Here is a 21284-nt window from a genome sequence, read left to right on the forward strand (position 1 = left end):
TTGCCGTCAGCGCCATTTCAGCCTGGCAGCAGAATTATTCTGAAAACGTAAATGAAATGTGCGTTGCTTCAAAAATATGCTACGCGGATTCAGACATAACTTGCGTGTAAACGGTACTCTGTACCAAACTGATTGAAACGTTTCAGCGTTATCTCGCAAGTAAAGTTGGCATGGGGTAACGCTTTTTTTCTCAATACAGCTGAAACGATTCAATTTCGGCAGGAGAGGAGAACTATGTTCCAGCTCGATATCAAGGCTATCCATCCAGGGCAGACAGCCAGTAATAAAGAAGAGGCCATTCGCCAGGTCGCCGCAGCGCTGACGGCCGCAGGCAATGTAGGCGAAGGGTATGTCAACGGCATGCTGGCCCGCGAACAACAAACTTCAACTTATCTGGGCAACGGCATTGCAATCCCTCACGGCACCACCGACACCCGCGACCTGGTTCAGCAAACCGGCGTGCAGGTGTTTCAGTTCCCGCAAGGCATCGCCTGGGGCGACGATCAAACCGCCTATGTGGTGATCGGTATCGCCGCCCGTTCCGACGAGCATCTGGCGCTGCTGCGTCAGCTTACCCATGTGCTAAGCGATGATGATGTTGCCGCGCAATTAAGAACCACCAGCTCTGCTGAAGAGCTACGCAGCCTGCTGATGGGTGAAAAGCAGGGCAGCGAATTTAAATTCGATACCTCGCTGATTGCCGTTGATGTTAACGCCAGCGATTTAATGACGCTGCAGGCGCTCAATGCGGGCCGATTGCAGCAGGCGGGTGCGGTTGATGCACGTTTTGTCGCGCAGGTTATTGGCGCGAAGCCGCTGAACCTTGGCCAGGGCATCTGGCTGAACGACAGCACCGAAGGCAATCTGGGCAGTGCCGTAGCGGTCAGCCGCGTCGCGCAGCCTGTTGTCGTTGATGGTGAAACCGCAGCGATGCTGGTGACCGTGGCGGTGGCTGATGATAAGCCGCTGCAGGTACTTAACTATCTCAGCGATCTGCTGCTGAAAAATAAAGCGGAGCGTCTGCTGAAAGCGGATGCCGCTGGCGTGCTGGCGCTGTTAACCAGCGAAGTGGATGAGCAGGCGGAAGTGCTGACGGCAGAATTTATCATCCGCAACGAACATGGTCTGCATGCCCGACCGGGCACGGCGCTGGTCAGCGTGATCAAGCAATTCAACTGTGATGTCACGATCACCAACCTTGACGGCAGCGGTAAGCCAGCCAATGGTCGCAGCCTGATGAAAGTGGTGGCGCTGGGCGTGAAAAAAGGACATCGCCTGCGCTTTACCGCCAGCGGTGAAGATGCGCAGCAGGCGCTGAATGCGATTGAAGAGGCCATTAACAGCGGCCTTGGCGAGGGGGCAGCATGAGCAGACGCGTTGCAACCATTACGCTAAATCCGGCCTATGACCTGGTGGGATATTGCCCGGAAATCGAGCGTGGTGAAGTTAATCTGGTGAAAACCACCGGGCTGCATGCCGCCGGCAAAGGCATTAACGTGGCAAAAGTGCTGAAGGATCTGGGCATTGATGTCACCGTTGGCGGTTTTCTGGGTAAAGAGAATCAGGACGGCTTCCAGCATTTGTTTAGCGAGCTGGGTATCGCCAACCGTTTCCATGTGGTGCCGGGCCGCACGCGTATCAACGTTAAGCTTACCGAGAAAGATGGTGAAGTCACCGACCTGAACTTTTCCGGTTTTGACGTTAGCGCACAGGACTGGGAGCGTTTCACCACCGATTCCCTGACCTGGCTTGGACAGTTCGATATGGTTTGCGTTAGCGGCAGCCTGCCGGCTGGCGTTGCGCCGGAAGCCTTTACCCGCTGGATGAGCGATCTGCGCGCCCAGTGTCCCTGCATCATTTTTGACAGCAGCCGTGAAGCGCTGGTGGCAGGCCTGAAAGCTGCTCCCTGGCTGGTGAAACCAAACCGCCGCGAGCTGGAGATCTGGGCCGGACGCAAGCTGCCTACGCTTGAAGATGTTATTGAAGCTGCGCATGCGCTGCGCGAGCAGGGCATTGCTCATGTGGTGATTTCGCTGGGCGCGGAAGGCGCGCTGTGGGTCAACGCCTCCGGCGAGTGGATCGCTAAACCACCGGCCTGTGAGGTGGTCAGCACCGTGGGTGCGGGCGACTCCATGGTAGGCGGGCTGATCTACGGCCTGCTGATGCGCGAATCAAGCGAACATACGCTACGCCTGGCTACGGCGGTCGCCGCGCTGGCGGTCAGCCAAAGCAATGTGGGCGTTACCGATCGTACTCAGTTGGCCGCGATGATGGCGCGCGTCGACCTGAAACCCTTTAACTGACAGCAGGAGAGGTAGAATGAAAACGCTGCTGATTACAGATCCTTCGCTGGGGCTGGCCTCCGGTTATATGGCAAAACAACTTATCACGGCGGCGGCGGGCAACGCTGGCCTGACGCTGGTGGAAAATCCTGCTGATGCTGAACTGGTGATTGCGCTGGGCAGCAAAATGCCTGCTGACAGCGCGCTGAACGGCAAAGCGGTATGGCTGGGCGAGGCGGCGCAGGCGGTACGCGATCCGCAGGCTTTCCTTGCGCGCGCCAAAGCAGAAGCAAAACCCTGGCAGGCTCCGGCTGTGGAGCCGATCGCGGCTCCGTCGGCAACCGTCGGCGCAGCTGCGACAGGCGCAAAACGCATTGTAGCGATCACCGCCTGTCCAACCGGCGTAGCCCATACCTTTATGGCTGCCGAAGCGATTGAAACCGAAGCGAACAAACGCGGCTGGTGGGTAAAGGTGGAAACACGCGGTTCGGTCGGCGCGGGCAACCCGATTACCCCGCAGGAGATCGCCGATGCCGATCTGGTGATCGTGGCGGCGGATATCGAAGTGGATCTGGCGAAATTTGCCGGCAAGCCGATGTATCGCACCTCTACCGGCCTGGCGTTGAAGAAAACCGCGCAGGAGTTTGACAAGGCGCTGGCTGAAGCGCGGCCTTATCAGCCGAAAGGCAATCAGTCGGGCGCATCCAGCGACGGCGAGCAGAAAGAGCGCGCCGGAGCCTATCGTCACCTGTTGACCGGCGTTTCCTATATGCTGCCGATGGTCGTGGCGGGCGGTCTGTCAATTGCGCTTTCCTTTGCTTTTGGTATTACCGCGTTTAAAGAGCAGGGCACGCTGGCAGCGGCGCTGATGCAGATTGGCGGCGGCACCGCTTTTGCGCTGATGGTGCCGGTACTGGCAGGCTTCATTGCTTTCTCTATCGCTGACCGACCGGGCCTGACGCCGGGATTGATAGGCGGGATGCTGGCCAGTTCAATTAACGCCGGTTTCCTTGGCGGGATTATTGCCGGTTTTATTGCCGGTTATGCCGCCAAATTCCTGAGCAGCAAAGTAAAGCTGCCGCAGAGTATGGAAGCGCTGAAGCCGATTTTGATTATTCCGCTGGTAGCAAGCCTGATTACCGGTCTGCTGATGATTTACGTGGTGGGTACGCCGGTCGCGAAAATCATGGAAGGTCTGACGCACTGGCTGGGCAATATGGGCACGGCGAATGCGGTGCTGTTGGGCGCAATCCTTGGCGGTATGATGTGTGCTGATATGGGTGGGCCGATTAACAAAGTCGCCTATGCCTTTGGTGTGGGGCTGCTCAGTTCGCAAACCTATGCGCCAATGGCGGCAATTATGGCTGCCGGTATGGTGCCGCCGCTGGCGATGGGCGTTGCGACGCTGCTGGCGCGCCGGAAATTTAACAAGGGTCAGCAGGAGGGCGGTAAAGCGGCGCTGGTGCTGGGGCTGTGCTTTATTTCCGAAGGCGCTATCCCATTTGCCGCTCGCGATCCGATGCGCGTTCTGCCTTGCTGTATCGTTGGTGGTGCGGTAACCGGCGCTATCTCGATGATGGTGGGCGCAAAACTGATGGCGCCGCACGGCGGTCTGTTTGTGCTGCTGATCCCGGGCGCAATTACGCCGGTGCTGGGTTATCTGCTGGCGATTGCGGTAGGGACGTTGCTGGCAGGCGTCTCTTACGCGGTGCTGAAACGCCCTGAAGCTGAGCTGGCGAAAGCGTAATTAACCGGTTCACGTTGTTAAAAAGCCAGCCTTCGGGCTGGCTTTTTTATAGCGCTTGCATTCAAAGTATGGGAGTGCCTTCAGAAGCAAGCTGCTGCGACTTCAGCCAGGCAATTTCATCTTTCCAGATATCGGGATTAATGGTTTCCAGAATCAGTGGAATATGGTCAAAGCGGCTGTCTTTCATCAGCCAGCTGAACACGGTTTTGCCAATATTGCCTTCACCCAGGCTGTGATGCCGATCGACGCGGCTGGCATAGGCGCTTTTCGCATCGTTCAGATGCATACCGCGCAGATACTGAAAGCCGACAATGCGATCGAATTCGGCGAAAGTCGCCTCGCAGTCCGCTTCGGTGCGCAGATCGTAGCCGCCGGCAAACGCGTGGCAGGTATCGATACAGACACCGACGCGCGACTTATCCTCCACCCGATCGATAATCGCCGCCAGGTGTTCAAAACGGTAGCCCAGGTTGCTGCCCTGGCCTGCTGTGTTTTCAATCACTGCGGTAACGCCGGTGGTTTTATCCAGCGCAATATTCACCGACTCAGCAATACGCTGCAGACACGCATCTTCGTCGATCTGGCTGAGGTGGCTGCCGGGATGGAAGTTAAGCAGGGACAGCCCCAGCTGTTCGCAACGTTGCAGCTCATCAATAAAAGCCTTACGCGATTTTTCCAGCGGCTCTTCCTGGGGATGTCCGAGGTTAATTAAAAAGCTGTCATGCGGCAGGATTTGACCGCTGCTATAGCCGTACTTTTCGCAGGCGCTGCGAAAGGCGTCGATGGTCGCAGTGGATAACGGCGCCGCCCGCCACTGCCGCTGGTTTTTGGTAAACAGCGCAAAAGCGGTTGCTTCCAGTTCATAAGCGCGTAACACCGCCTGTTCCACACCGCCCGCCGCACTGACATGCGCGCCAATAAATTTCATGCTGTTCTCCTGTTAATGGCCTGCCTGAGCAGGCCGGCCATGATAACTGATGCGCCTATGGCATGAAATGGTGAACCAGCAGGTTAATGGCGCCGCCACCCAGCAGCAGCCAGATAAACAGCATCAGGCCCAACAGCAGCGGACGCATGCCCGCCTGTTTAATCGCGCTCAGGCGCGTCGTCAGCCCCAGGGCAGCCATTGCCATCGCCAGCAGCAGCGTATCGAGTTGGTTGATCAACGCAATCCAGCCAGCAGGCAGCAGATGGAATGAGTTAAACAGCGCCACCGCAATAAACATCAGTGCAAACCAGGGAAACGGCACGGCGCTTCGTTGCGTCGAAGAGTGCGGGCTCTGGCGCTGGATCCAGGCGGAGAGCAGCAGCAGAAACGGTGCCAACATCATGACCCGCAGCATTTTGGCGATGACCGCTGCGTTTTCTGCCTCGGGGCCGATCGCGTGGCCCGCTGCAACCACCTGCGCCACCTCATGCACCGTCGATCCGGTATAAATGCCGAACTGCGTCATGCTCAGCGCGGGAAACAGCTGCTGCGCCAGCGGCCAGAGCAGCGGCCAGATAAAAATCGCCAGCGTGCCGAACAGCACTACGGTAGCGATCGCCACCGCCACCTTTGCCGCCTGCGCTTTGACCACCGGTTCCGTTGCCAGCACGGCGGCGGCACCGCAGATGCTGCTGCCTGCGCCGATCAGCCAGCAGCTCTCGCGATCCAGCCCCAGCCAGCGACGGCCAAGCCAGCAGGCCAGCAGAAAAGTTGAGCTTAGCGTCAACGCATCAATAACGATGCCGCTGATGCCGACGCCTGCAATCTGCTGGAAGGTAAGACGAAAACCGTACAGGATAATCCCCAGCCGTAGCAGACGCTGTTTCGCCAGCAGTACGCCACTATCGCACACAGAGTGAAGATAAGGATAAAGGGTATTGCCCAACAGCATGCCCGTAACGATCGCCAGCGTCAGCCCGCTCAGACCCAGCGTGGCAAAGAAATGCTGCCTGCCCAGCGTTAGCGCAGCGGCAGCCATCAGGCCGGTCAGCAGCAGCCCAGGTAAAAAACGTGCTGAACGATAGTGCGGTTTTGTCAGGGTTAAATCAGCCATATGCGGACTCCTCTTTCTCTAAGGCAAGTGTGCGCCGCGCCTGGCTTAAAAGTGAAATTGATTATATATTTATTATCAATCGGAATAAGTAATATAGGCGGAGGTGAAAGTGCTGTTTAATCGTCTACGTCGCTGGGTGCGGCTTATTAAAAAAGATGCGCTTACGCTATGGTTCGCCTGTCGCGACCCTCATGCGCCTCTGTGGTTAAAGCTTTTTACCGGAGTGCTGGCGGTTTATGCGGTTAGCCCCATCGACCTGATCCCTGATGTGATGCCCATTGTGGGATGGCTGGATGATGCGGTTATCGTACCGTCGGGTGTGATGCTGCTGTTGCGCATGATGCCAACGCAGGTACGCGCCCGCAGCGAGGCCAACGCTGAGCTACGCCAGCGGCAGGGTAAAAAAATGATGAGCAGCAGCCTTATTATTTTGCTGCTGTTTTGGCTGGCGCTGCTGATGTGGGGCGTCAGGCATTTTATGACGTAAAGGACAATCGATGCATATTACGCTGCGTCAAATAGAAGTATTTACCGAGGTGCTGAAAAGCGGTTCTACTACCCAGGCTTCACAGCAGCTGGCGCTTTCGCAGTCGGCGGTCAGCGCGGCGCTGGCCGACCTGGAAGGGCAGTTGGGCGTGCAGCTGTTCGATCGCGTGGGCAAGCGGCTGGTGGTAAACGAACATGGCCGTCTGCTCTATCCGCGCGCGGTAGGGCTGCTGGAGCAGGCGATCGATATTGAACAGCTGTTTCGCGAAGACAACGGCGCGATTAGGCTGTACGCCAGCAGCACTATTGGCAACTACCTGTTGCCGGGAATGCTTGCCGCCTGGCGACGCGACTATCCGCAGCTGCCGCTGGAGCTGAGTGTGGGCAACAGTCAGGATGTGATCAATGCGGTAGCCGATTTTCGCGTGGATCTTGGGCTGATAGAAGGGCCATGCCATCTCAGCGACATCATCAGCGAACCCTGGCTGCAGGATGAGCTGGTGGTGTTTGCCGCGCCTGATACGCCGTTGCGCCAGCAGCCGGTCACGCTGGAGAGCCTGGCCGCTGCGCCCTGGATCCTGCGTGAGCACGGCTCGGGTACGCGTGAAATCGTGGATTATCTGCTGCTCTCGCACCTGCCGCATTTTCAGCTGGCGCTGGAGCTGGGCAACTCTGAGGCGATCAAGCATGCGGTACGGCACGGGATGGGCATTAGCTGCCTGTCGCGGCGGGTGATTGCCGAACAGCTGGAAACCGGTTCGCTGGTGGAAATCAAGGTGCCGTTGCCAACGTTGTCGCGTACCCTTTATCGTATCCATCATCGGCAGAAGCATATCTCCAAAGCGCTGAGCCGCTTTCTGAGCTATTGCCGGGAATAAGTAACGGGCACTGCTAATAATCCAGCGCGAATCATGAAGGTAACTTATAACGCAGGGTTATCACTATACTTGACCCGATGAGTTGCTACAATCGCGCCTCTTTTCATCCCATTTACAGCGTTTAAATATGGTTCAGGATAAAAAAACAACACAACCACCTGGGTTGCAGCGTGCGCTAAAAGCGCGCCATCTGACAATGATCGCTATCGGCGGATCTATCGGCACCGGGCTGTTTGTCGCCTCTGGCGCGACGATCTCGCAGGCGGGGCCTGGCGGTGCGCTGCTCTCCTATGCGCTTATCGGGCTGATGGTTTACTTTTTGATGACCAGTCTCGGCGAACTGGCGGCGTTTATGCCGGTTTCCGGCTCTTTCTCCACCTATGGTGCCAAATATGTCGAAGAAGGGTTTGGCTTCGCGCTTGGCTGGAACTACTGGTACAACTGGGCGGTTACCATCGCCGTTGACCTGGTGGCATCACAGCTGGTGATGAGTTACTGGTTCCCGGATACGCCGGGCTGGATCTGGAGCGCACTGTTCCTCGGCCTGATGTTCCTGCTGAACTATATTTCGGTAAAAGGCTTTGGCGAGGCGGAATACTGGTTCTCGCTGATCAAAGTCACCACCGTGATCATCTTTATCATTATTGGCGTGCTGATGATGATCGGGATCCTGCGCGGCGGAGAGAGCGCTGGCTGGCAAAACTGGCAGATTGGCGAAGCGCCTTTCGCCGGTGGTTTTGCAGCGATGATTGGCGTGGCGATGATTGTCGGCTTCTCTTTCCAGGGAACCGAACTGATTGGTATTGCGGCGGGCGAGTCGGAAGATCCGGCAAAAAATATTCCGCGCGCGGTGCGTCAGGTGTTCTGGCGTATCCTGCTGTTTTATATCTTCGCCATTCTGATTATCAGCCTGATCATTCCTTACACCGATCCCAGCCTGCTGCGTAACGATGTAAAAGATATCAGCGTTAGTCCGTTTACGCTGGTGTTCCAGCATGCCGGTCTGCTGTCGGCGGCGGCGGTAATGAACGCGGTGATCCTGACGGCGGTGCTGTCGGCGGGCAACTCCGGGATGTACGCCTCGACGCGCATGCTGTTTACCCTTGCCAGCGAAGGCAAAGCGCCGCGTATTTTCGCTAAGCTGTCGAAAAACGGCGTGCCGCGCAACGCGCTCTATGCCACCACCGTAGTGGCAGCGCTCTGCTTCCTGACCTCGAAGTTTGGTAACCAGCAGGTTTACCTGTGGCTGCTAAACACCTCCGGGATGACAGGCTTTATCGCCTGGCTGGGCATTGCCATCAGCCATTATCGCTTCCGTCGTGGCTATGTGGCGCAGGGACATAAGCTGGAAGACCTGCCTTACCTGTCCGGCTTCTTCCCGCTGGGGCCGATTTTCGCTTTTGTGCTCTGTTTGATTATTACACTTGGTCAGAACTATCAGGCTTTCCTGGCGGACACCATTGACTGGTACGGCGTGGCTGCTACCTATATCGGCATTCCGCTGTTCCTGATCATCTGGTTTGGCTACAAGCTGGTACGCCGCAGTCGTTTCGTACGCTATCGCGATATGGAATTTCCACGCTTCGGTGACTAACGGTTAATGACGGGCAAATAAAAGAAAGGCGCGACGAAAGTTGCGCCTTTTTGTTATCTGGTACGATGCCACAAATTGCATTGATAACCATTATCATTTGTTTTATTGTTCCAGCCCTTACCGCTGGGCCTTCGGCCAGCGGCGGAGCAGGGCGGCGCGCACATTTTATTGCGACTCCACTAACGCAAGGAAGACAGACCACCCGCGCCGGAAATAACGGATATTGACAGGATTTAACATGAGTGTGACACCCGAATCCGCCCACTATGCCAGCGCTAAACTGCCTGAGCAGGTGATGGGACGCTACCGCCAGCTGTTACGGCACCGCCTGATGATGATGGGCCTGCTGCTGCTGGCTATTCTGGCCTCGCTAATCTTCGATTTTACCCTTGGCCCTTCCGGCCTGACGCTGGAGACACTCTGGCATACTTTGCTGCAGCCGGAGAGCGTAGATGCCGGAACACGCGTTATCGTGTGGGAAATCCGCCTGCCCTATGCACTGATGGCAGTGGTGGTGGGCCTGGCGCTTGGCCTGGCCGGCGCGGAAATGCAAACCATCCTGAATAATCCGCTGGCCAGCCCGTTTACGCTGGGCGTTTCATCCGCTGCGGCGTTCGGTGCCGCGCTGGCCATTATTCTCGGCATCGGCATTCCCGGTATCCCCGATCAGTGGTTTATCTCCGGCAACGCTTTTGTCTTTGCGCTGTTTGCTGCGCTGATGCTGGATGGCGTCACGCGCTGGACACGGGTCGCCACCTCCGGCGTGGTGCTGTTTGGTATTGCGCTGGTGTTTACCTTTAATGCCCTGGTCTCCATGCTGCAGTTTATCGCCAGCGAAGATACGTTGCAGGGGCTGGTGTTCTGGACCATGGGCAGTCTGGCGCGCGCCTCCTGGGACAAGCTGGGCATTTTAAGCGCGGCGGTGCTGCTGCTGCTGCCGTTCTCCCTGATGAGTTCATGGAAGCTGACCGCGCTGCGCCTCGGTGAAGATCGTGCTATCAGCTTTGGCATCGACGTGCGTCGTCTGCGTCTCGGCACGCTGCTGCGTATCAGTATCCTTTCGGCGCTGGCGGTGGCTTTTGTCGGGCCGATCGGCTTTATTGGCCTGGTTGCGCCGCATATCTCCCGACTGATATTCGGTGAAGATCACCGCTTCTACCTGCCTGCCAGCGCGCTGACCGGCGCGCTGGTGCTGTCGATGGCCTCTGTGGCTTCCAAAAATCTGATCCCGGGCATCATTATTCCGGTCGGCATCGTTACGTCGCTGGTCGGCGTGCCGTTTTTCCTGACCATTATTCTGCGTCATCGGGGGAATGTCTGATGGAAGGTTTACAAATCCGTAGGTTTCACACGGGCTATCCGAAACGTAAAGTCATTGAAAACCTCAATGTTCCCCGGCTGCCGCGCGGAAAAATCACCGTGCTGCTGGGGCCAAACGGCTGCGGTAAATCAACGTTGCTGCGTTCCCTGGCTGGCCTGAACCCGGCCCAGGGCGAACTCTGGCTTAACGGTGAAGAGTTGATGGCACAGCCGTTTGCGCGCCGTGCGGAAAAAGTGGTTTATCTGCCACAGTCGCTGCCGGCGGGCGTGCATTTACACGTTCTGGAATCCATTATTGTTGCTCAGCGCGCCTCCGGAGGTTACGGAGGAAGCGCCGTCAGCGAAGCGGAAGTCATGGTGCTGCTGGAACAGTTGGGTATTGCGCATCTGGCATTAAGCTATCTTGATCAGCTTTCCGGCGGGCAAAAACAGCTGGTGGGATTAGCGCAATCATTAATTCGACGCCCGCAGCTGTTATTGCTGGACGAACCGCTAAGCGCGCTCGATTTAAATTATCAGTTTCACGTAATGGATTTAGTGCGGCGGGAAACCCAACTGCGAAATATTGTTACTCTGGTTGTGGTTCACGACATTAATATTGCGCTGCGCCATGCAGAGCATGTATTGATGCTCCAGCAGGGCAGGTTAATTGCTGATGGTGAACCGGAAACGGTCATTACAGCGGAAAGCCTGGCCAAAGTATATGGTGTGCGTGGACGCATTGAGCGCTGCTCACAGGGCTCGCCGCAGGTACTTATTGACGGACTGGTGGCGGAACCCGGCCTGTAATTCCTTTAGCCCTTATTTAAAGCGCTACTACACGGCAATAAATAAGGGCGGGATACAAGCGAATCATCAAGGGAACAGTTAATAACGTCCTGTTGATTGTGGTAGCGCCCGGGGCGCAGGGACGTGCGCCCACTGAACAATCTGTTTAATTACCTGCTGGCATGCCTATCTGCTGGGCAGATTTTAGGTGCTGCTCAACGACCGGCGTGTGTGCCTCGGCCAGAGTCTTCACATCCGGATCCGTGATGTTCATGGCATCACTCTGCAGCCTCGACAGCACCATCTTGTGGTCTTTGATGCCAGCGTTTTCCATATACATCTTGTCAAATGCGTCGCCGCTCTGCTTTTCCAGCATGGTGGCTATGGCCTTGTGGCTGGCGTCCGGCTCAGTCGGCAGAGTCACGCCTTTTTGTTGGGCAACCGCCTGTACTTTGGTCAAGGCTCCGCCGTGGTCGTCGACCATCTGCTGAGCGAACGCTTTGACTTCACTGCTTTGGGCCTTGCTCAGCGCGATTTTGGCGGCGGCGATTTCATTGATATTGGCCTGCGCCATGTCCTTCAACGCTTTTTCGTCGCCAGAGCTGAGCCTTGCGCTCGATCCGGTCTGGCCTGAGGCGCTACTCTGCGCGGCGCTCGTCGGCGTCTGAGCTTGCACGCTGACCGCGCTGAACATAACTGTTACTGCCGATACGGCCAGCAGCCCTTTCAGGGTTTTATTCTTTAACATTTTGCTCTCCGGATGGTCATGGGTAAGGTTGATGCCAGGCAATTAACCGTGCGTAACCTCGTATGTAAATTGCTACTGCAATAGTCAGTATAGTGGATTAGCGATTTAAGGCAGGAGATTGAGTTATGGATCTCCACGGAGGACGGCAGGAAATGCGGAAGCAAAGAAGCGGAAATTGCACAGCACGGAGTTCAAAGGCTAAGGTCGGGCTGGAGGCATCCTGCTCACGAACACGCGCAACTGATCCGGTAGATACGAGAAGCCATGAGCGCCGACGCACGTCTGTTTGCCACTATCACCAGTAATAGCGGCAGGCTCTGCTGACAATTTTTCAATCAAAAAAACGTAATTTTGGAGAAAGGGGATCTGATTTTGCAGCTGTTTTCATGGTAATCCCCTTGGTAAAAATATCCGTCAGGATAGAAGAGGCTGATGATAAATACACCATCTTTGAATGCTTAAAAACTACGGGCATTAACTTTTGTCAGGTTTGAGATGCTCCTCCATCAGCGAACAGCTCAATGCCGTTTACATAACCTGCGGCATCACTGGCCAGAAATGTTGCAACAGCAGCAATTTCTTCAGGCTCACCAATACGCCCCAGGGGACTCTTTGCGGTCAAGAAAGAGAGCCCTTCTTTGGCCTTTTCTCCAAATGCGGCTCTGAGTGACTCTGTATTAACAGGACCGGGGCTGACGATATTTATGCGTATACCGGAACCATGCAGCTCTGTAACCCAGCTTCTTACCATGTTCCTGACTGCAGCTTTGGTCGCACCATAAATACTCATGTCTGGACCCGGATCCACAGAGGCCGTCGAACCAATGATGATTACGCTTGAATCTTTACCAAGCAGAGGTAAAGCCTGCTGAACTGTCAGCACCACGCCTTTAACATTTGTTGCGAACTGGTCATCAATCTGTTTTTCAGTTATTTCACCAAGTGGGGCATGGATCCCGCTGCCAGCATTAGCAACAAGAATATCAATGCGACCAAATTCAGCTTTAACCCTTTCATAAAGCGCATCCAGACTTATCTTGCTGCTGACATCAGCAACGATACCTTTTGCATTTTCCCCTAAAGTCATTACCGCCTTTTTAAGCGTTTCTTCCGTCCGGCCGGTGATGACAATATTTGCGCCTTCATCGATAAGGCTTTTCGCTATAGCCAGACCAATGCCGCTGCTGCCACCAGTGATAACGGCAAATTTTTTGTTAAGTGACTGATTCATATGTATACCATATTGGTTTGTGTAGTGGTCACTATATGCAGGCCTGAACGGGCTGTCATTAACTTATTGTAGCGATCGCTAAAGAAAAGTTTTAAGATGACAACTGACATACTTCTGGCGTAACGGGGAGATGGATATATGAGTGATACCGAAAAAGTGTTAAAGCCACGCAGGCGAACGTTTGACAGAGAGTCCGGCGTGCAGACGGCTAAAGCGCTGTTTCACCAGCATGGTTATGATGCTGTAGGCATAACGGAACTGACGAAGGCGCTGAATATAAATCCCCCCAGCCTGTACGCCGCTTACGGCAGTAAAGCGGGGCTGTTTGAGCGCTGCCTGGAGCTGTATGTTGCCGAAGGAAACCTGCCGGCTGACAAAATTCTGACGCCGGGCAGACCGTTGCATGAGGCCGTTGCCGACCTTTTTGTTACTGCTGCACGTTTGTACGCCCGGTCTCCGGTACAGCGGGGCTGTCTTGTGGCTGAAGGTATGCGTGCTGATGATCCGCAGGCCCGGGAACTGGCATGTCGCTATGGTGAAGCAGGAATTGAGTTCATCAGAAACTATATCCGGCAGTATGAGCCTGTACGGGACCGCGAACTTTCTGATTATGTTGTGACAACGCTGCGGGGCTTTTCCTCCGCCGCTGCAACGGGCCTGTCAAAAGCCAGGTTAACTGCTGTGGCTCAACTGGCCGGTCAGGCATTCAGCGCTTTGCTGACTCCAGCAAATGTTTAACCCGGAGGTAAAAGCGATGTCCATTATCGACCATATTGAAATTGCCGTAAAAAATGCTCAGGTATCGCTCAGGTTCTTTGAAGCAGCCCTCGCTCCGCTGGGATTCAGCCTGATTATTTCTGTGCCACCGGAGCGAACTCTTACAGGTGGTTCCCGGTATGGGCTGGGCCCGCATGGATACCCGAGGCTGTGGCTGCACGATAAAGACAAGCCTGGCGCTTCAGTGCACCTGGCTTTTGCTGCAAGCGAGCGCGTCACAGTTGATGAATTCTGGCGAGCCGCTGTACTGGCGGGCGGCAGGGACAATGGCGCGCCGGGAATTCGCCACCATTACCATTCCCACTATTACGCGGCTTTTATCCTTGATCCGGACGGTAATAATATTGAAATGGTGTGTCAAAACGCATGAGTAAGGCTGCCGGTTGTCACTCTGCGAAATAAATCACCTCTGAGGTCCGGCGGCCTGCGACTGACTGAGTAAAACATCGTGAGGTCAGTGATTGCTTTATTACGCCAGCAAAGACAACAATCTTACTAAACATTATTATCCATAAAGCTTTCTGCATCACCGGTCTCCTTGCGGAGATTTGCAGCATCCTTTAAAGGGGAGCGGCCAAAGAACCGGGCGTAATCTCGATTAAATTGGGGCACGCTGCGATAACCCACCTCCATAGCAACAGACGTGACGCTCTGCTGCCGCGCCAGTAGTTTGGTTCTGGCATGAAGAAGGCGGACGCGTTTCTGATACTGGACCGGACTCATATTTGTTACGGACTTAAAATGACGATGAAAAGCCGATACGCTCATGGCTTCCTGCCCAGCCAGTGATTCAACCACGAACTCTGACGCAAAATTGTGTCTTATCCAGCGAATGGCATTGCCAATGCGCGCCAGCATCGTTCCCGGTAAAGCGATATCCCTCAGCATCCAGCCATGTGGGCCTTTCAGAACATGATAAAGGATTTCCCGCTCATACACCGGTGAGAGCGCAGGGATGTCTTCAGGCGTTTTCATCAGACGAAGCATTCTTACCCAGGCATCCAGCAGTTCGGGCGTAACGGCGGCTACAGAAAAAGCACCCGACTGTGGATCAGCCCTCAGGGGGGGTAAATCAGCCAGCAGCGTCGCAATCCGTTCCGGCGTCAGAGTCAGGCTGACAGCAAGATAAGGTGCGCCACTGTCATCAGGATGTACGTCGCCTACCGCTGGCAAATCGACTGACATAACAAAATAAGAAGCAGGATCGTAATTGAATATCCGGTTACCTACCGTCATGGATTTACTGCCCCGCAGTATGAGATTAATCATCGGCTCATAGACCGCAGCCAGCGCATGCGCGGGGACATCACCCTGCACCATTGCCACCCGCGGGATACCGGTTTCGGTTCGCCAGTTTCGGGCATGGGCTGTCAGCTGACGTAACTCATCAAGCAAGGGGGCCTGTGTCACCGCCAGTCTCCTCAAAATTTAAGATAAACGAGCATAAAGCAGAAAAAGGCAAGAATCGAGCAGGAACACAGAAGCCCTGTGATGACGAGTGCTTTAACCTTTTCATATCGCAATGAAAAAGGAAAAACACCATGAAAATTGTACTGATCACAGGCGGCAGCGGCGGTATTGGCGCCAGCGCTGCAAGGCAGTGCGCGGCAGACGGAATGGGCGTCATCGTTACGTATAACAATCATCCGGATTCCGCTGAGGATGTAGTAAAGGAAATTGATCGCGCGGGAGGTCGGGCTGCCGCACTGAAACTTGATGTGGCCCGTACCGGCTCATTTGGCGCATTACGAAATGAGCTTAAGAATGTGCTCAGGCATATCTGGATGTCGGTTGTGTTATTGCGGGGCTGGCTTCTGAGCGTAATGGCTGGATTAACGCACAGTCAATTGAGGTCGCGGGCGGCTATCAAATCTGAAATATTCGGGAGTTTTTATGCTTGATCACGTGTTTCTGTCGGTCAGCGATACTGACCGTTCCGTTAAATTTTATACTGAAGCGCTTGCCCCTCTCGGCATCACGGTGCGTCATGATTATGACGGAAAAGACGGGCCTCCGGGACATCCGGATTTGAAAGGCTTCGGTGCTCAGGGCCGGATTTTTTTCTGGCTCCGCGAAGGCGTCGTGACTCCGTCTGCCGTGCACGTCGGGTTCATTGCCCGGAACCAGACAATGGTGAATGAAGCCTATGCTGCAGCCATGCGTGCTGGCGCAACTGACAACGGTGCGCCCGGCGCCCGGCTTCACTACGATCCCCGCTATTACGCTGCAGGTGTATTCGATCCTGATGGCTACAGCCTGGAATTTGTTTACAAGAGCTGGCAGCACCCCCAATGATGAAGACATTACTGATATATGGCGCAGCCGGTTATACGGGGCGCATGATTGCCGCACAGGCAAAAACCGCGGGTCTCAGTATCATTGTTGCTGGCAGAAAAGAGCAACCTCTGGGCGCGATCGCAGAATCACTTGATGCCGGGATGCGGGTTTTCAGCCTTGAAGATAAAGGTGAAGTGATTCGCCAACTGGAGGGAGTAAGTGTCGTGCTGAACTGTGCCGGGCCGTTCGCCGGCACGGCAGAGTCGCTGATGAGAGCCTGTATCGGGCAGGGCATTCACTACCTCGATATCACGGCAGAAATTAACGTTTACCGGCTGGCTGAATCATTGGGAGATGTGGCTGCGCGGGCGGGCAGCATGCTGATGCCGGGCGTGGGCTGGGATGTGGTGCCGACTGACTGTCTGGCGGTTCGCCTGGCACGACAGGTACATGAACCCCGGCGACTGCGCATAGCCTTACAGGTGGCCGGCTCTATGTCCCGGGGTTCTGCTGTCAGCGCAGGTGAAATTATCGGAGCCGGTCTGCTGGAACGCGTTAACGGTACGCTGATAACGAAACAGAATACGCAACCCGGTTGGTTTGATTTTGGTGAGGGGCCTGTCGCCTGTGCGCCGCTTTCCTTTGGCGATCTGGTTACGGCATGGCATTCAACCGGTATTCCGGATATTGAGATGTTTGTTCATGTGACCGGAGATGCTTTTCCGGAGGGGGATTTGTCGCTGCTTCCTAATGGGCCCGGCCAGGAGGAGCGTGAAGCCAACCGCGCACGCGCCATAGCCGAAGTCACCGGCTCGGACGGAAATATGCAACGGGCATTAATCGAAACGGTTAACGGATATTCCTATACGCCACTTGCGGCCGTTGAGGCTGTCAGACGCGTCCTCAGCGGTGACAGCGTCCCCGGCTTTCAGACGCCGGCAATCGTGTTTGGTGCTGAGTTTGCACTGGCAATTCCGGGTACGTCGATTCAGCTGTCCTGATTGTGCTTATAAGTTGCACCGGTTAGCGGGGTATCTGCTGGCTGGTGCTTCGCATTTTTATCACTGCCTTGTTTTTCCCGTAAACGTTTCCGTGGGAGAGATATGTCTGCACAAAAGGGCATCACGCTGTCATTAGTGTCATCAGTGCTGTTTGCTGTACTTTTCTATTACACTGTTTTTCTGCATCCGCTGAACGGATGGCAGATAGCCGGATGGCGCGCAGTAACAACCGTGCTGTTGCTGATGCTGGCACTGGCCTTTCGAAGAAAGCGGGATCCTTTCTGGCACTATTTAATGTCAGTGATAAAAAATACATGGCTGCTCATTGCAACACTTGTCTGCGCCGCGCTTCTTGCGCCTGCAGATACTTATTTTCCGCTGGGCACCCGTCAACGGGCAAAGCCGGTCACTTGCACTCGGGTACTTTCTGTTGCCTCTGGTCATGGTAGTAACCGGCAGAGCGCTGTACTGCTGGCGGCCTGCGGCGTAATGGTGCGTTCACTTCCGATCGTGGCGCTTGTCGTTATGCTGAGATATCAGTTGTATTTCATTATCAAACGTCAGCTGCAAAATAACGCTTTCTTTAGCTTAATTGCGGAAAATTTATTACTTGTGATGCCGGCAATTGCCCTGCTGATTTATCAGGGAAATGGAAAAGAATGGTTACCCGCCGGGGCTGTCGGCGGATGGGGCATTCTTGCAGGGCTGGGATTACTGAGCTGCTCTGCATTACTTTGCTTCCTGCTTGCCAGCAGTAGCCCCTCGTTTACGATGCTTGGCATGCAGTCTTATGTCGAACCCCTCCTGTTATTTCTGGTGTCATTTTTTTGCCTGGAGAAAAACTGACTCTGGCATCGCTGCTGACGTATGTCCCGATATGGCTCGCCGTTCCGGCGCTGATGGCTGATGGTTATAAAAAAGTGAAAGCCAGTGCGCACCACAGCAGAAAGCGGTGAATCGTAGGGATACGTCTGTCAGCGCTGGCTATCGTATTGACCTTGCCCGGGAGTCCCGGGCGCTGTTTCAGGCTTCCGGAACGGGTCTTCCGTCAGCGCTGGCACCCGTGACTGCAAAATACCGACAGGGCCGTTTGGTCCCGTTAACGCCTTTTTACCGCCGTGGCTGCGCATTCTTTTGACGTCAGAAAGCCTGTACTGTCATTTAAATCTGTGTCAAGCCCGGCTTCAACAGCGTTGACCTTAATACCAGAGGGTCGGGTTCTTTTGCGAATGAAACGGTAAGCTCCGTTGCAATGGCAAAGCCGATAACTTTATTGCCCTGGGAACGAGCCCGGCTTTTTCCTGTCCACTACGCTCACTCAGTCTGCGTACGGTTGACAGGTGCGCCAACGTGAAACTGAAGAGCACCCATCAGACGGGGAACAACATTGCGCGACGTAAATCGCCAGTAACCGTCATGTTTTTCAAAAGTGTCGTAATAACGCCCTGTACATATTGGCTGTAACGGGAATCCGTCCAGCTCCTGATGTACAGTGAAATAACTGACGCAGGTGGCTGAATCACCGGAAGGGAAAATATCTATCAGTGCACTGGATACGCTATGCCAGGTGCGGGGAGTTCCGTCTTCATGACGCTGAACACCACGGATAAAAAACTGCTCAACCTCTTCGCGACCATGAGCAGTATCACTGAGGACAATAAATTCGGCGTGTTCAAACAATTCAGAGTTCTCGGTAAATTTTCCGTCATCCAGGTTATGAACATACATTGCAAGCAACCGCTGAATCTTTAGCTCATCAATATAACGTTGTTCATTTACTGTATTAATGGCATTAGTCATAATCTGACCCCTTTGGGTTATTGTTGAAATAATTTCGCCATTCAGAAAGCAGGCGAATTGAATTAATCAATATGATTTTTTTAATAACAGACTCAGCCAGCTGTTCAGCACTGCGAATAAGTCAGACAATGACGCAAACGCAAAATCCATATAAGTCCGGAAATGACATAACCGGAACTGAGTCGGCTCTTCCTGCAAAGAGGCTGTCATACTGCCCACAAATATTATTTCTTCAGTGACTCGGTCAGATCTGAGAGGCACCACCGTCGGCGAATATCTCCGCGCCGTTAATATAAGCGGCATCATCACTGGCAAGAAAAACGACAGCTTTCGCAATTTCCTCAGTCCGCCCAATGCGACCAATCGGGCTGCGGTCGCGTAAAGACTGCAAAATTGCGTCAACCGGTTCTGGAAGGAAATCTCGCAGGGACTGCGTATCAACCGGACCGGGACTAAGAATATTGATGCGAACGCCGGTACCTTTGATATCCAGTATCCAGCTACGAACCATAGCGCGTAAGGCGGCCTTGGTGCCGCCATAAACACTCAGTCCTTCTCCGGGATTAATAGAAGCAGTTGAGCCTGTGATAACAATGCTGCTACCGGGCTTCATAAGCGGCAAGGCTTTCTGTACGGTAAAAGTAATACCCCTTACATTCGTGGTGAACTGGAGATCAAACTTTTCCGGGGTAATTTGCCCGAGAGGTTCAATTTCTCCCATGCCTGCATTTGCTATCAGAATATCAATGCGACCAAACCGGGAACGAATTTGATCATAAAACGCATTCAGCTCGGTGAGGCTGGTCACATCTACCTGAAACTGACACGCATCCGGGCCAAGCGTACTGACTGCCAGTTCCAGTTTATTTTTGTCTCGTCCGGTAATGATTACCGTTGCACCGAGTGCTGAAAGCTCCTGTGCTATCCCCAGACCAATGCCGGATGATGCGCCAGTTATAACCGCGATTTTTTTCTGAAAAGACTGAATCATTGTGTATTCTCCTGATTACTGCGGGGTAAGTTTGTAGTGATCACTACACTCAAAACGGAAGGCACACAACAGGAAATTACGATGCGTAAAATAAATCAAATAAAAACAATGCCATAGATTTAGCTTTTAATGCTGGATAGTTTATCGATTACGATATGATGAATATTCATCAACCGAAGTGAAACAGGAAAACAGGCTGAGATGGCCTGCATTTGTTCGTGATGCAAAAGTGGCTATTACACAGGCTATGTTGCTTTATGTCGAAATTCCTCGGTTGATCAACGAACTTGCAAAGTTATAGTCTGAGATAAAGCAATCCATTGTTATATTGTGGGTTAGAACATGTTACCCGATCGTGACAACGTCCGCTCATCACTCAAAGCGGACATCGGCCTACGCCTGGGGCTGCTTAGTGTCAGAAGCGGACGTTAGCACTTTGGGGCATAACGAAAATGCACCGCAACACAATTATTTTGCTTGCCAACTCATGAGGCATAGCGCCTATATTTCCTGGCGATCTGCGCCATATGCCACAGCTTTCATTGCTTGCAGCGCGTCCAGACGCATTTTTAATGCGGCTTCAATATTGTCATATGCTGTACTGCCCAGCGGCAGGCGTAGCGGGGGACTGGCAGCATCAGCAGCAGCGATCATAGCCATCACGCATTTTTCAGCATCGCCTTTAACCACAAACTCTCCAGACATTATTGCCGTCCGCAGTTTCCCCGCTGCCGTATGGCGGTAAGGCGGCAAGGCATCAGCAATATCCAGTCCCGCACCGAACTGTGTCGCCGTCGGCCCCGGCTCTACCAGCACAAAGTCGATGCCAAATGCCGCCACTTCTTGCCGTACCGCTTCGACAAAGCCTTCAATTCCCCATTTAGTGGCATGATACAAACTGAAATTGGGGTAGGCGATCTGACCGCCTTCTGAAGAAACCTGCACAATGCGTCCGCCGCCTTGCTGCCGCAAAAATGGTATTGCCGCACGGATCAGCTGAATCGAACCCGTGAGATTGGTGGCAATCTGCCGCTCAATTTGTATATCGCTTAGCTCTTCTGCGGCACCAAACAGGCCGTAAGCCGCGTTGCTTACCACAATATCAATCCGTCCCGCCTGAGCAAACGCAGATTCGACGGTGGGTTTTATCGTCGCTGATGTACTGAGATCAAGCACCATCACCTGCAAATAATCGCCATATTTTGCAGACATATCATCTAATACAGCTTTACTGCGGACGCTTGCAAACACCCGATCGCCACGGGCCAGCAGCGTTTCGCACATCAGACGGCCCAGGCCGCTGGATGCGCCGGTAATTAGCCAGGTTTTCATTGTGGTCATC

Annotated in this window: 22 protein-coding genes; 14 read left to right on the forward strand and 8 right to left on the reverse strand. The window is 54.1% G+C overall.

The window, feature by feature from the left end; translation table 11 throughout:
- The first annotated feature begins 234 nt into the window (after positions 1-234).
- The 3 genes from fruB to fruA are packed head-to-tail and all read left to right on the forward strand — an operon-like array spanning position 235 to position 4029.
- A complete protein-coding gene (gene fruB / locus B1H58_RS13970) occupies positions 235-1368 on the forward strand; it encodes a fused PTS fructose transporter subunit IIA/HPr protein (RefSeq protein WP_085071090.1) in 1134 nt (377 codons plus the stop codon).
- Positions 1365-2303, forward strand: coding sequence for a 1-phosphofructokinase (gene fruK, locus B1H58_RS13975; protein ID WP_085071091.1), 939 nt, complete (start codon positions 1365-1367; stop codon positions 2301-2303). Before fruB ends, fruK begins: the two co-directional genes overlap by 4 nt.
- Before the next feature lie 16 nt (positions 2304-2319).
- Complete coding sequence (gene fruA / locus B1H58_RS13980; protein ID WP_085071092.1) at positions 2320-4029, forward strand: PTS fructose transporter subunit IIBC; 1710 nt, start codon at positions 2320-2322, stop codon at positions 4027-4029.
- 61 nt (positions 4030-4090) lie between these two features.
- Here fruA and nfo read toward each other — a convergent pair whose 3' ends face one another.
- Positions 4091-4957 carry a deoxyribonuclease IV gene (gene nfo / locus B1H58_RS13985; RefSeq protein ID WP_085071093.1) on the reverse strand — a complete coding sequence of 289 codons (867 nt, stop codon included), beginning with the start codon at positions 4955-4957 and terminating at the stop codon, positions 4091-4093.
- 55 nt (positions 4958-5012) lie between these two features.
- A complete protein-coding gene (locus B1H58_RS13990) occupies positions 5013-6071 on the reverse strand; it encodes a YeiH family putative sulfate export transporter (RefSeq protein WP_085071094.1) in 1059 nt (352 codons plus the stop codon).
- A 109-nt stretch (positions 6072-6180) separates the two neighbouring features.
- Between B1H58_RS13990 and B1H58_RS13995 the strand changes: the two genes are divergently transcribed.
- The 5 genes from B1H58_RS13995 to B1H58_RS14015 all read left to right on the forward strand — a co-directional run bounded on the left by B1H58_RS13995 (position 6181) and on the right by B1H58_RS14015 (position 11138).
- Positions 6181-6558, forward strand: a complete 378-nt coding sequence (locus B1H58_RS13995; protein WP_085071095.1) for a YkvA family protein — start codon at positions 6181-6183, stop codon at positions 6556-6558.
- Between the two features lie 10 nt (positions 6559-6568).
- Positions 6569-7435 (forward strand): DNA-binding transcriptional regulator YeiE, encoded by an 867-nt coding sequence (yieE, locus tag B1H58_RS14000; RefSeq protein ID WP_085071096.1) that lies wholly within the window; start codon positions 6569-6571, stop codon positions 7433-7435.
- Between the two features lie 127 nt (positions 7436-7562).
- Entirely contained in the window at positions 7563-9029 is a 1467-nt protein-coding gene (locus B1H58_RS14005) for an amino acid permease (protein WP_085071097.1), read from the forward strand.
- A gap of 238 nt (positions 9030-9267) precedes the next feature.
- The gene (locus B1H58_RS14010) at positions 9268-10350 is read left to right on the forward strand and encodes a FecCD family ABC transporter permease (RefSeq protein WP_085071098.1); all 1083 of its coding nucleotides are present in this window, start codon (positions 9268-9270) and stop codon (positions 10348-10350) included.
- Positions 10347-11138 (forward strand): ABC transporter ATP-binding protein, encoded by a 792-nt coding sequence (locus tag B1H58_RS14015; protein ID WP_157130179.1) that lies wholly within the window; start codon positions 10347-10349, stop codon positions 11136-11138. Before B1H58_RS14010 ends, B1H58_RS14015 begins: the two co-directional genes overlap by 4 nt.
- A gap of 145 nt (positions 11139-11283) precedes the next feature.
- Here B1H58_RS14015 and B1H58_RS14020 read toward each other — a convergent pair whose 3' ends face one another.
- Entirely contained in the window at positions 11284-11865 is a 582-nt protein-coding gene (locus B1H58_RS14020; RefSeq protein WP_085071100.1) for a DUF4142 domain-containing protein, read from the reverse strand.
- 484 nt (positions 11866-12349) lie between these two features.
- Positions 12350-13096 (reverse strand): SDR family NAD(P)-dependent oxidoreductase, encoded by a 747-nt coding sequence (locus B1H58_RS14025; RefSeq protein WP_085071101.1) that lies wholly within the window; start codon positions 13094-13096, stop codon positions 12350-12352.
- A 138-nt stretch (positions 13097-13234) separates the two neighbouring features.
- Here B1H58_RS14025 and B1H58_RS14030 point away from each other — a divergent pair, with 138 nt between their 5' ends.
- A complete protein-coding gene (locus B1H58_RS14030) occupies positions 13235-13834 on the forward strand; it encodes a TetR/AcrR family transcriptional regulator (RefSeq protein ID WP_085071102.1) in 600 nt (199 codons plus the stop codon).
- Between the two features lie 16 nt (positions 13835-13850).
- Entirely contained in the window at positions 13851-14243 is a 393-nt protein-coding gene (locus B1H58_RS14035; RefSeq protein ID WP_085072323.1) for a VOC family protein, read from the forward strand.
- A gap of 125 nt (positions 14244-14368) precedes the next feature.
- On the opposite strand, the gene B1H58_RS14040 is transcribed toward B1H58_RS14035, so the two are convergent.
- A complete protein-coding gene (locus B1H58_RS14040) occupies positions 14369-15193 on the reverse strand; it encodes an AraC family transcriptional regulator (protein WP_237172397.1) in 825 nt (274 codons plus the stop codon).
- A gap of 221 nt (positions 15194-15414) precedes the next feature.
- Between B1H58_RS14040 and B1H58_RS14045 the strand changes: the two genes are divergently transcribed.
- From B1H58_RS14045 to B1H58_RS14060, 4 genes are all read left to right on the forward strand, one after another.
- A complete protein-coding gene (locus tag B1H58_RS14045) occupies positions 15415-15774 on the forward strand; it encodes an SDR family NAD(P)-dependent oxidoreductase (RefSeq protein ID WP_085071104.1) in 360 nt (119 codons plus the stop codon).
- The gene (locus B1H58_RS14050) at positions 15767-16168 is read left to right on the forward strand and encodes a VOC family protein (protein WP_085071105.1); all 402 of its coding nucleotides are present in this window, start codon (positions 15767-15769) and stop codon (positions 16166-16168) included. Before B1H58_RS14045 ends, B1H58_RS14050 begins: the two co-directional genes overlap by 8 nt.
- Positions 16168-17151 carry a saccharopine dehydrogenase family protein gene (locus B1H58_RS14055; protein WP_085072324.1) on the forward strand — a complete coding sequence of 328 codons (984 nt, stop codon included), beginning with the start codon at positions 16168-16170 and terminating at the stop codon, positions 17149-17151. Before B1H58_RS14050 ends, B1H58_RS14055 begins: the two co-directional genes overlap by 1 nt.
- A gap of 102 nt (positions 17152-17253) precedes the next feature.
- Entirely contained in the window at positions 17254-17997 is a 744-nt protein-coding gene (locus B1H58_RS14060) for an EamA family transporter (RefSeq protein WP_085071106.1), read from the forward strand.
- A 468-nt stretch (positions 17998-18465) separates the two neighbouring features.
- Here B1H58_RS14060 and B1H58_RS14065 read toward each other — a convergent pair whose 3' ends face one another.
- The 3 genes from B1H58_RS14065 to B1H58_RS14075 form a co-directional block, all read right to left on the reverse strand.
- Entirely contained in the window at positions 18466-18951 is a 486-nt protein-coding gene (locus B1H58_RS14065; protein WP_085071107.1) for a nuclear transport factor 2 family protein, read from the reverse strand.
- Between the two features lie 244 nt (positions 18952-19195).
- Positions 19196-19942 (reverse strand): SDR family NAD(P)-dependent oxidoreductase, encoded by a 747-nt coding sequence (locus B1H58_RS14070; protein ID WP_085071108.1) that lies wholly within the window; start codon positions 19940-19942, stop codon positions 19196-19198.
- 501 nt (positions 19943-20443) lie between these two features.
- The gene (locus B1H58_RS14075; protein WP_085071109.1) at positions 20444-21274 is read right to left on the reverse strand and encodes an SDR family oxidoreductase; all 831 of its coding nucleotides are present in this window, start codon (positions 21272-21274) and stop codon (positions 20444-20446) included.
- Between the last annotated feature and the right edge of the window lie 10 nt (positions 21275-21284).

The organism is Pantoea alhagi, from assembly GCF_002101395.1.
Classification (GTDB): Bacteria; Pseudomonadota; Gammaproteobacteria; order Enterobacterales; family Enterobacteriaceae; genus Mixta; species Mixta alhagi.

Excerpts from the sequence above, each read along its gene's own strand:
- fruB (WP_085071090.1), top strand. The coding sequence starts at position 235 with ATGTTCCAGCTCGATATCAAGGCTATCCATCCAGGGCAGACAGCCAGT.
- fruK (WP_085071091.1), top strand. The coding sequence starts at position 1,365 with ATGAGCAGACGCGTTGCAACCATTACGCTAAATCCGGCCTATGACCTG.
- fruA (WP_085071092.1), top strand. The coding sequence starts at position 2,320 with ATGAAAACGCTGCTGATTACAGATCCTTCGCTGGGGCTGGCCTCCGGT.
- nfo (WP_085071093.1), bottom strand. The coding sequence starts at position 4,957 with ATGAAATTTATTGGCGCGCATGTCAGTGCGGCGGGCGGTGTGGAACAG.
- B1H58_RS13990 (WP_085071094.1), bottom strand. The coding sequence starts at position 6,071 with ATGGCTGATTTAACCCTGACAAAACCGCACTATCGTTCAGCACGTTTT.
- yieE (WP_085071096.1), top strand. The coding sequence starts at position 6,569 with ATGCATATTACGCTGCGTCAAATAGAAGTATTTACCGAGGTGCTGAAA.
- B1H58_RS14005 (WP_085071097.1), top strand. The coding sequence starts at position 7,563 with ATGGTTCAGGATAAAAAAACAACACAACCACCTGGGTTGCAGCGTGCG.
- B1H58_RS14010 (WP_085071098.1), top strand. The coding sequence starts at position 9,268 with ATGAGTGTGACACCCGAATCCGCCCACTATGCCAGCGCTAAACTGCCT.
- B1H58_RS14020 (WP_085071100.1), bottom strand. The coding sequence starts at position 11,865 with ATGTTAAAGAATAAAACCCTGAAAGGGCTGCTGGCCGTATCGGCAGTA.
- B1H58_RS14025 (WP_085071101.1), bottom strand. The coding sequence starts at position 13,096 with ATGAATCAGTCACTTAACAAAAAATTTGCCGTTATCACTGGTGGCAGC.
- B1H58_RS14030 (WP_085071102.1), top strand. The coding sequence starts at position 13,235 with ATGAGTGATACCGAAAAAGTGTTAAAGCCACGCAGGCGAACGTTTGAC.
- B1H58_RS14035 (WP_085072323.1), top strand. The coding sequence starts at position 13,851 with ATGTCCATTATCGACCATATTGAAATTGCCGTAAAAAATGCTCAGGTA.
- B1H58_RS14040 (WP_237172397.1), bottom strand. The coding sequence starts at position 15,193 with ATGGTGCAGGGTGATGTCCCCGCGCATGCGCTGGCTGCGGTCTATGAG.
- B1H58_RS14045 (WP_085071104.1), top strand. The coding sequence starts at position 15,415 with ATGAAAATTGTACTGATCACAGGCGGCAGCGGCGGTATTGGCGCCAGC.
- B1H58_RS14050 (WP_085071105.1), top strand. The coding sequence starts at position 15,767 with ATGCTTGATCACGTGTTTCTGTCGGTCAGCGATACTGACCGTTCCGTT.
- B1H58_RS14055 (WP_085072324.1), top strand. The coding sequence starts at position 16,168 with ATGAAGACATTACTGATATATGGCGCAGCCGGTTATACGGGGCGCATG.
- B1H58_RS14060 (WP_085071106.1), top strand. The coding sequence starts at position 17,254 with ATGTCTGCACAAAAGGGCATCACGCTGTCATTAGTGTCATCAGTGCTG.
- B1H58_RS14065 (WP_085071107.1), bottom strand. The coding sequence starts at position 18,951 with ATGACTAATGCCATTAATACAGTAAATGAACAACGTTATATTGATGAG.
- B1H58_RS14070 (WP_085071108.1), bottom strand. The coding sequence starts at position 19,942 with ATGATTCAGTCTTTTCAGAAAAAAATCGCGGTTATAACTGGCGCATCA.
- B1H58_RS14075 (WP_085071109.1), bottom strand. The coding sequence starts at position 21,274 with ATGAAAACCTGGCTAATTACCGGCGCATCCAGCGGCCTGGGCCGTCTG.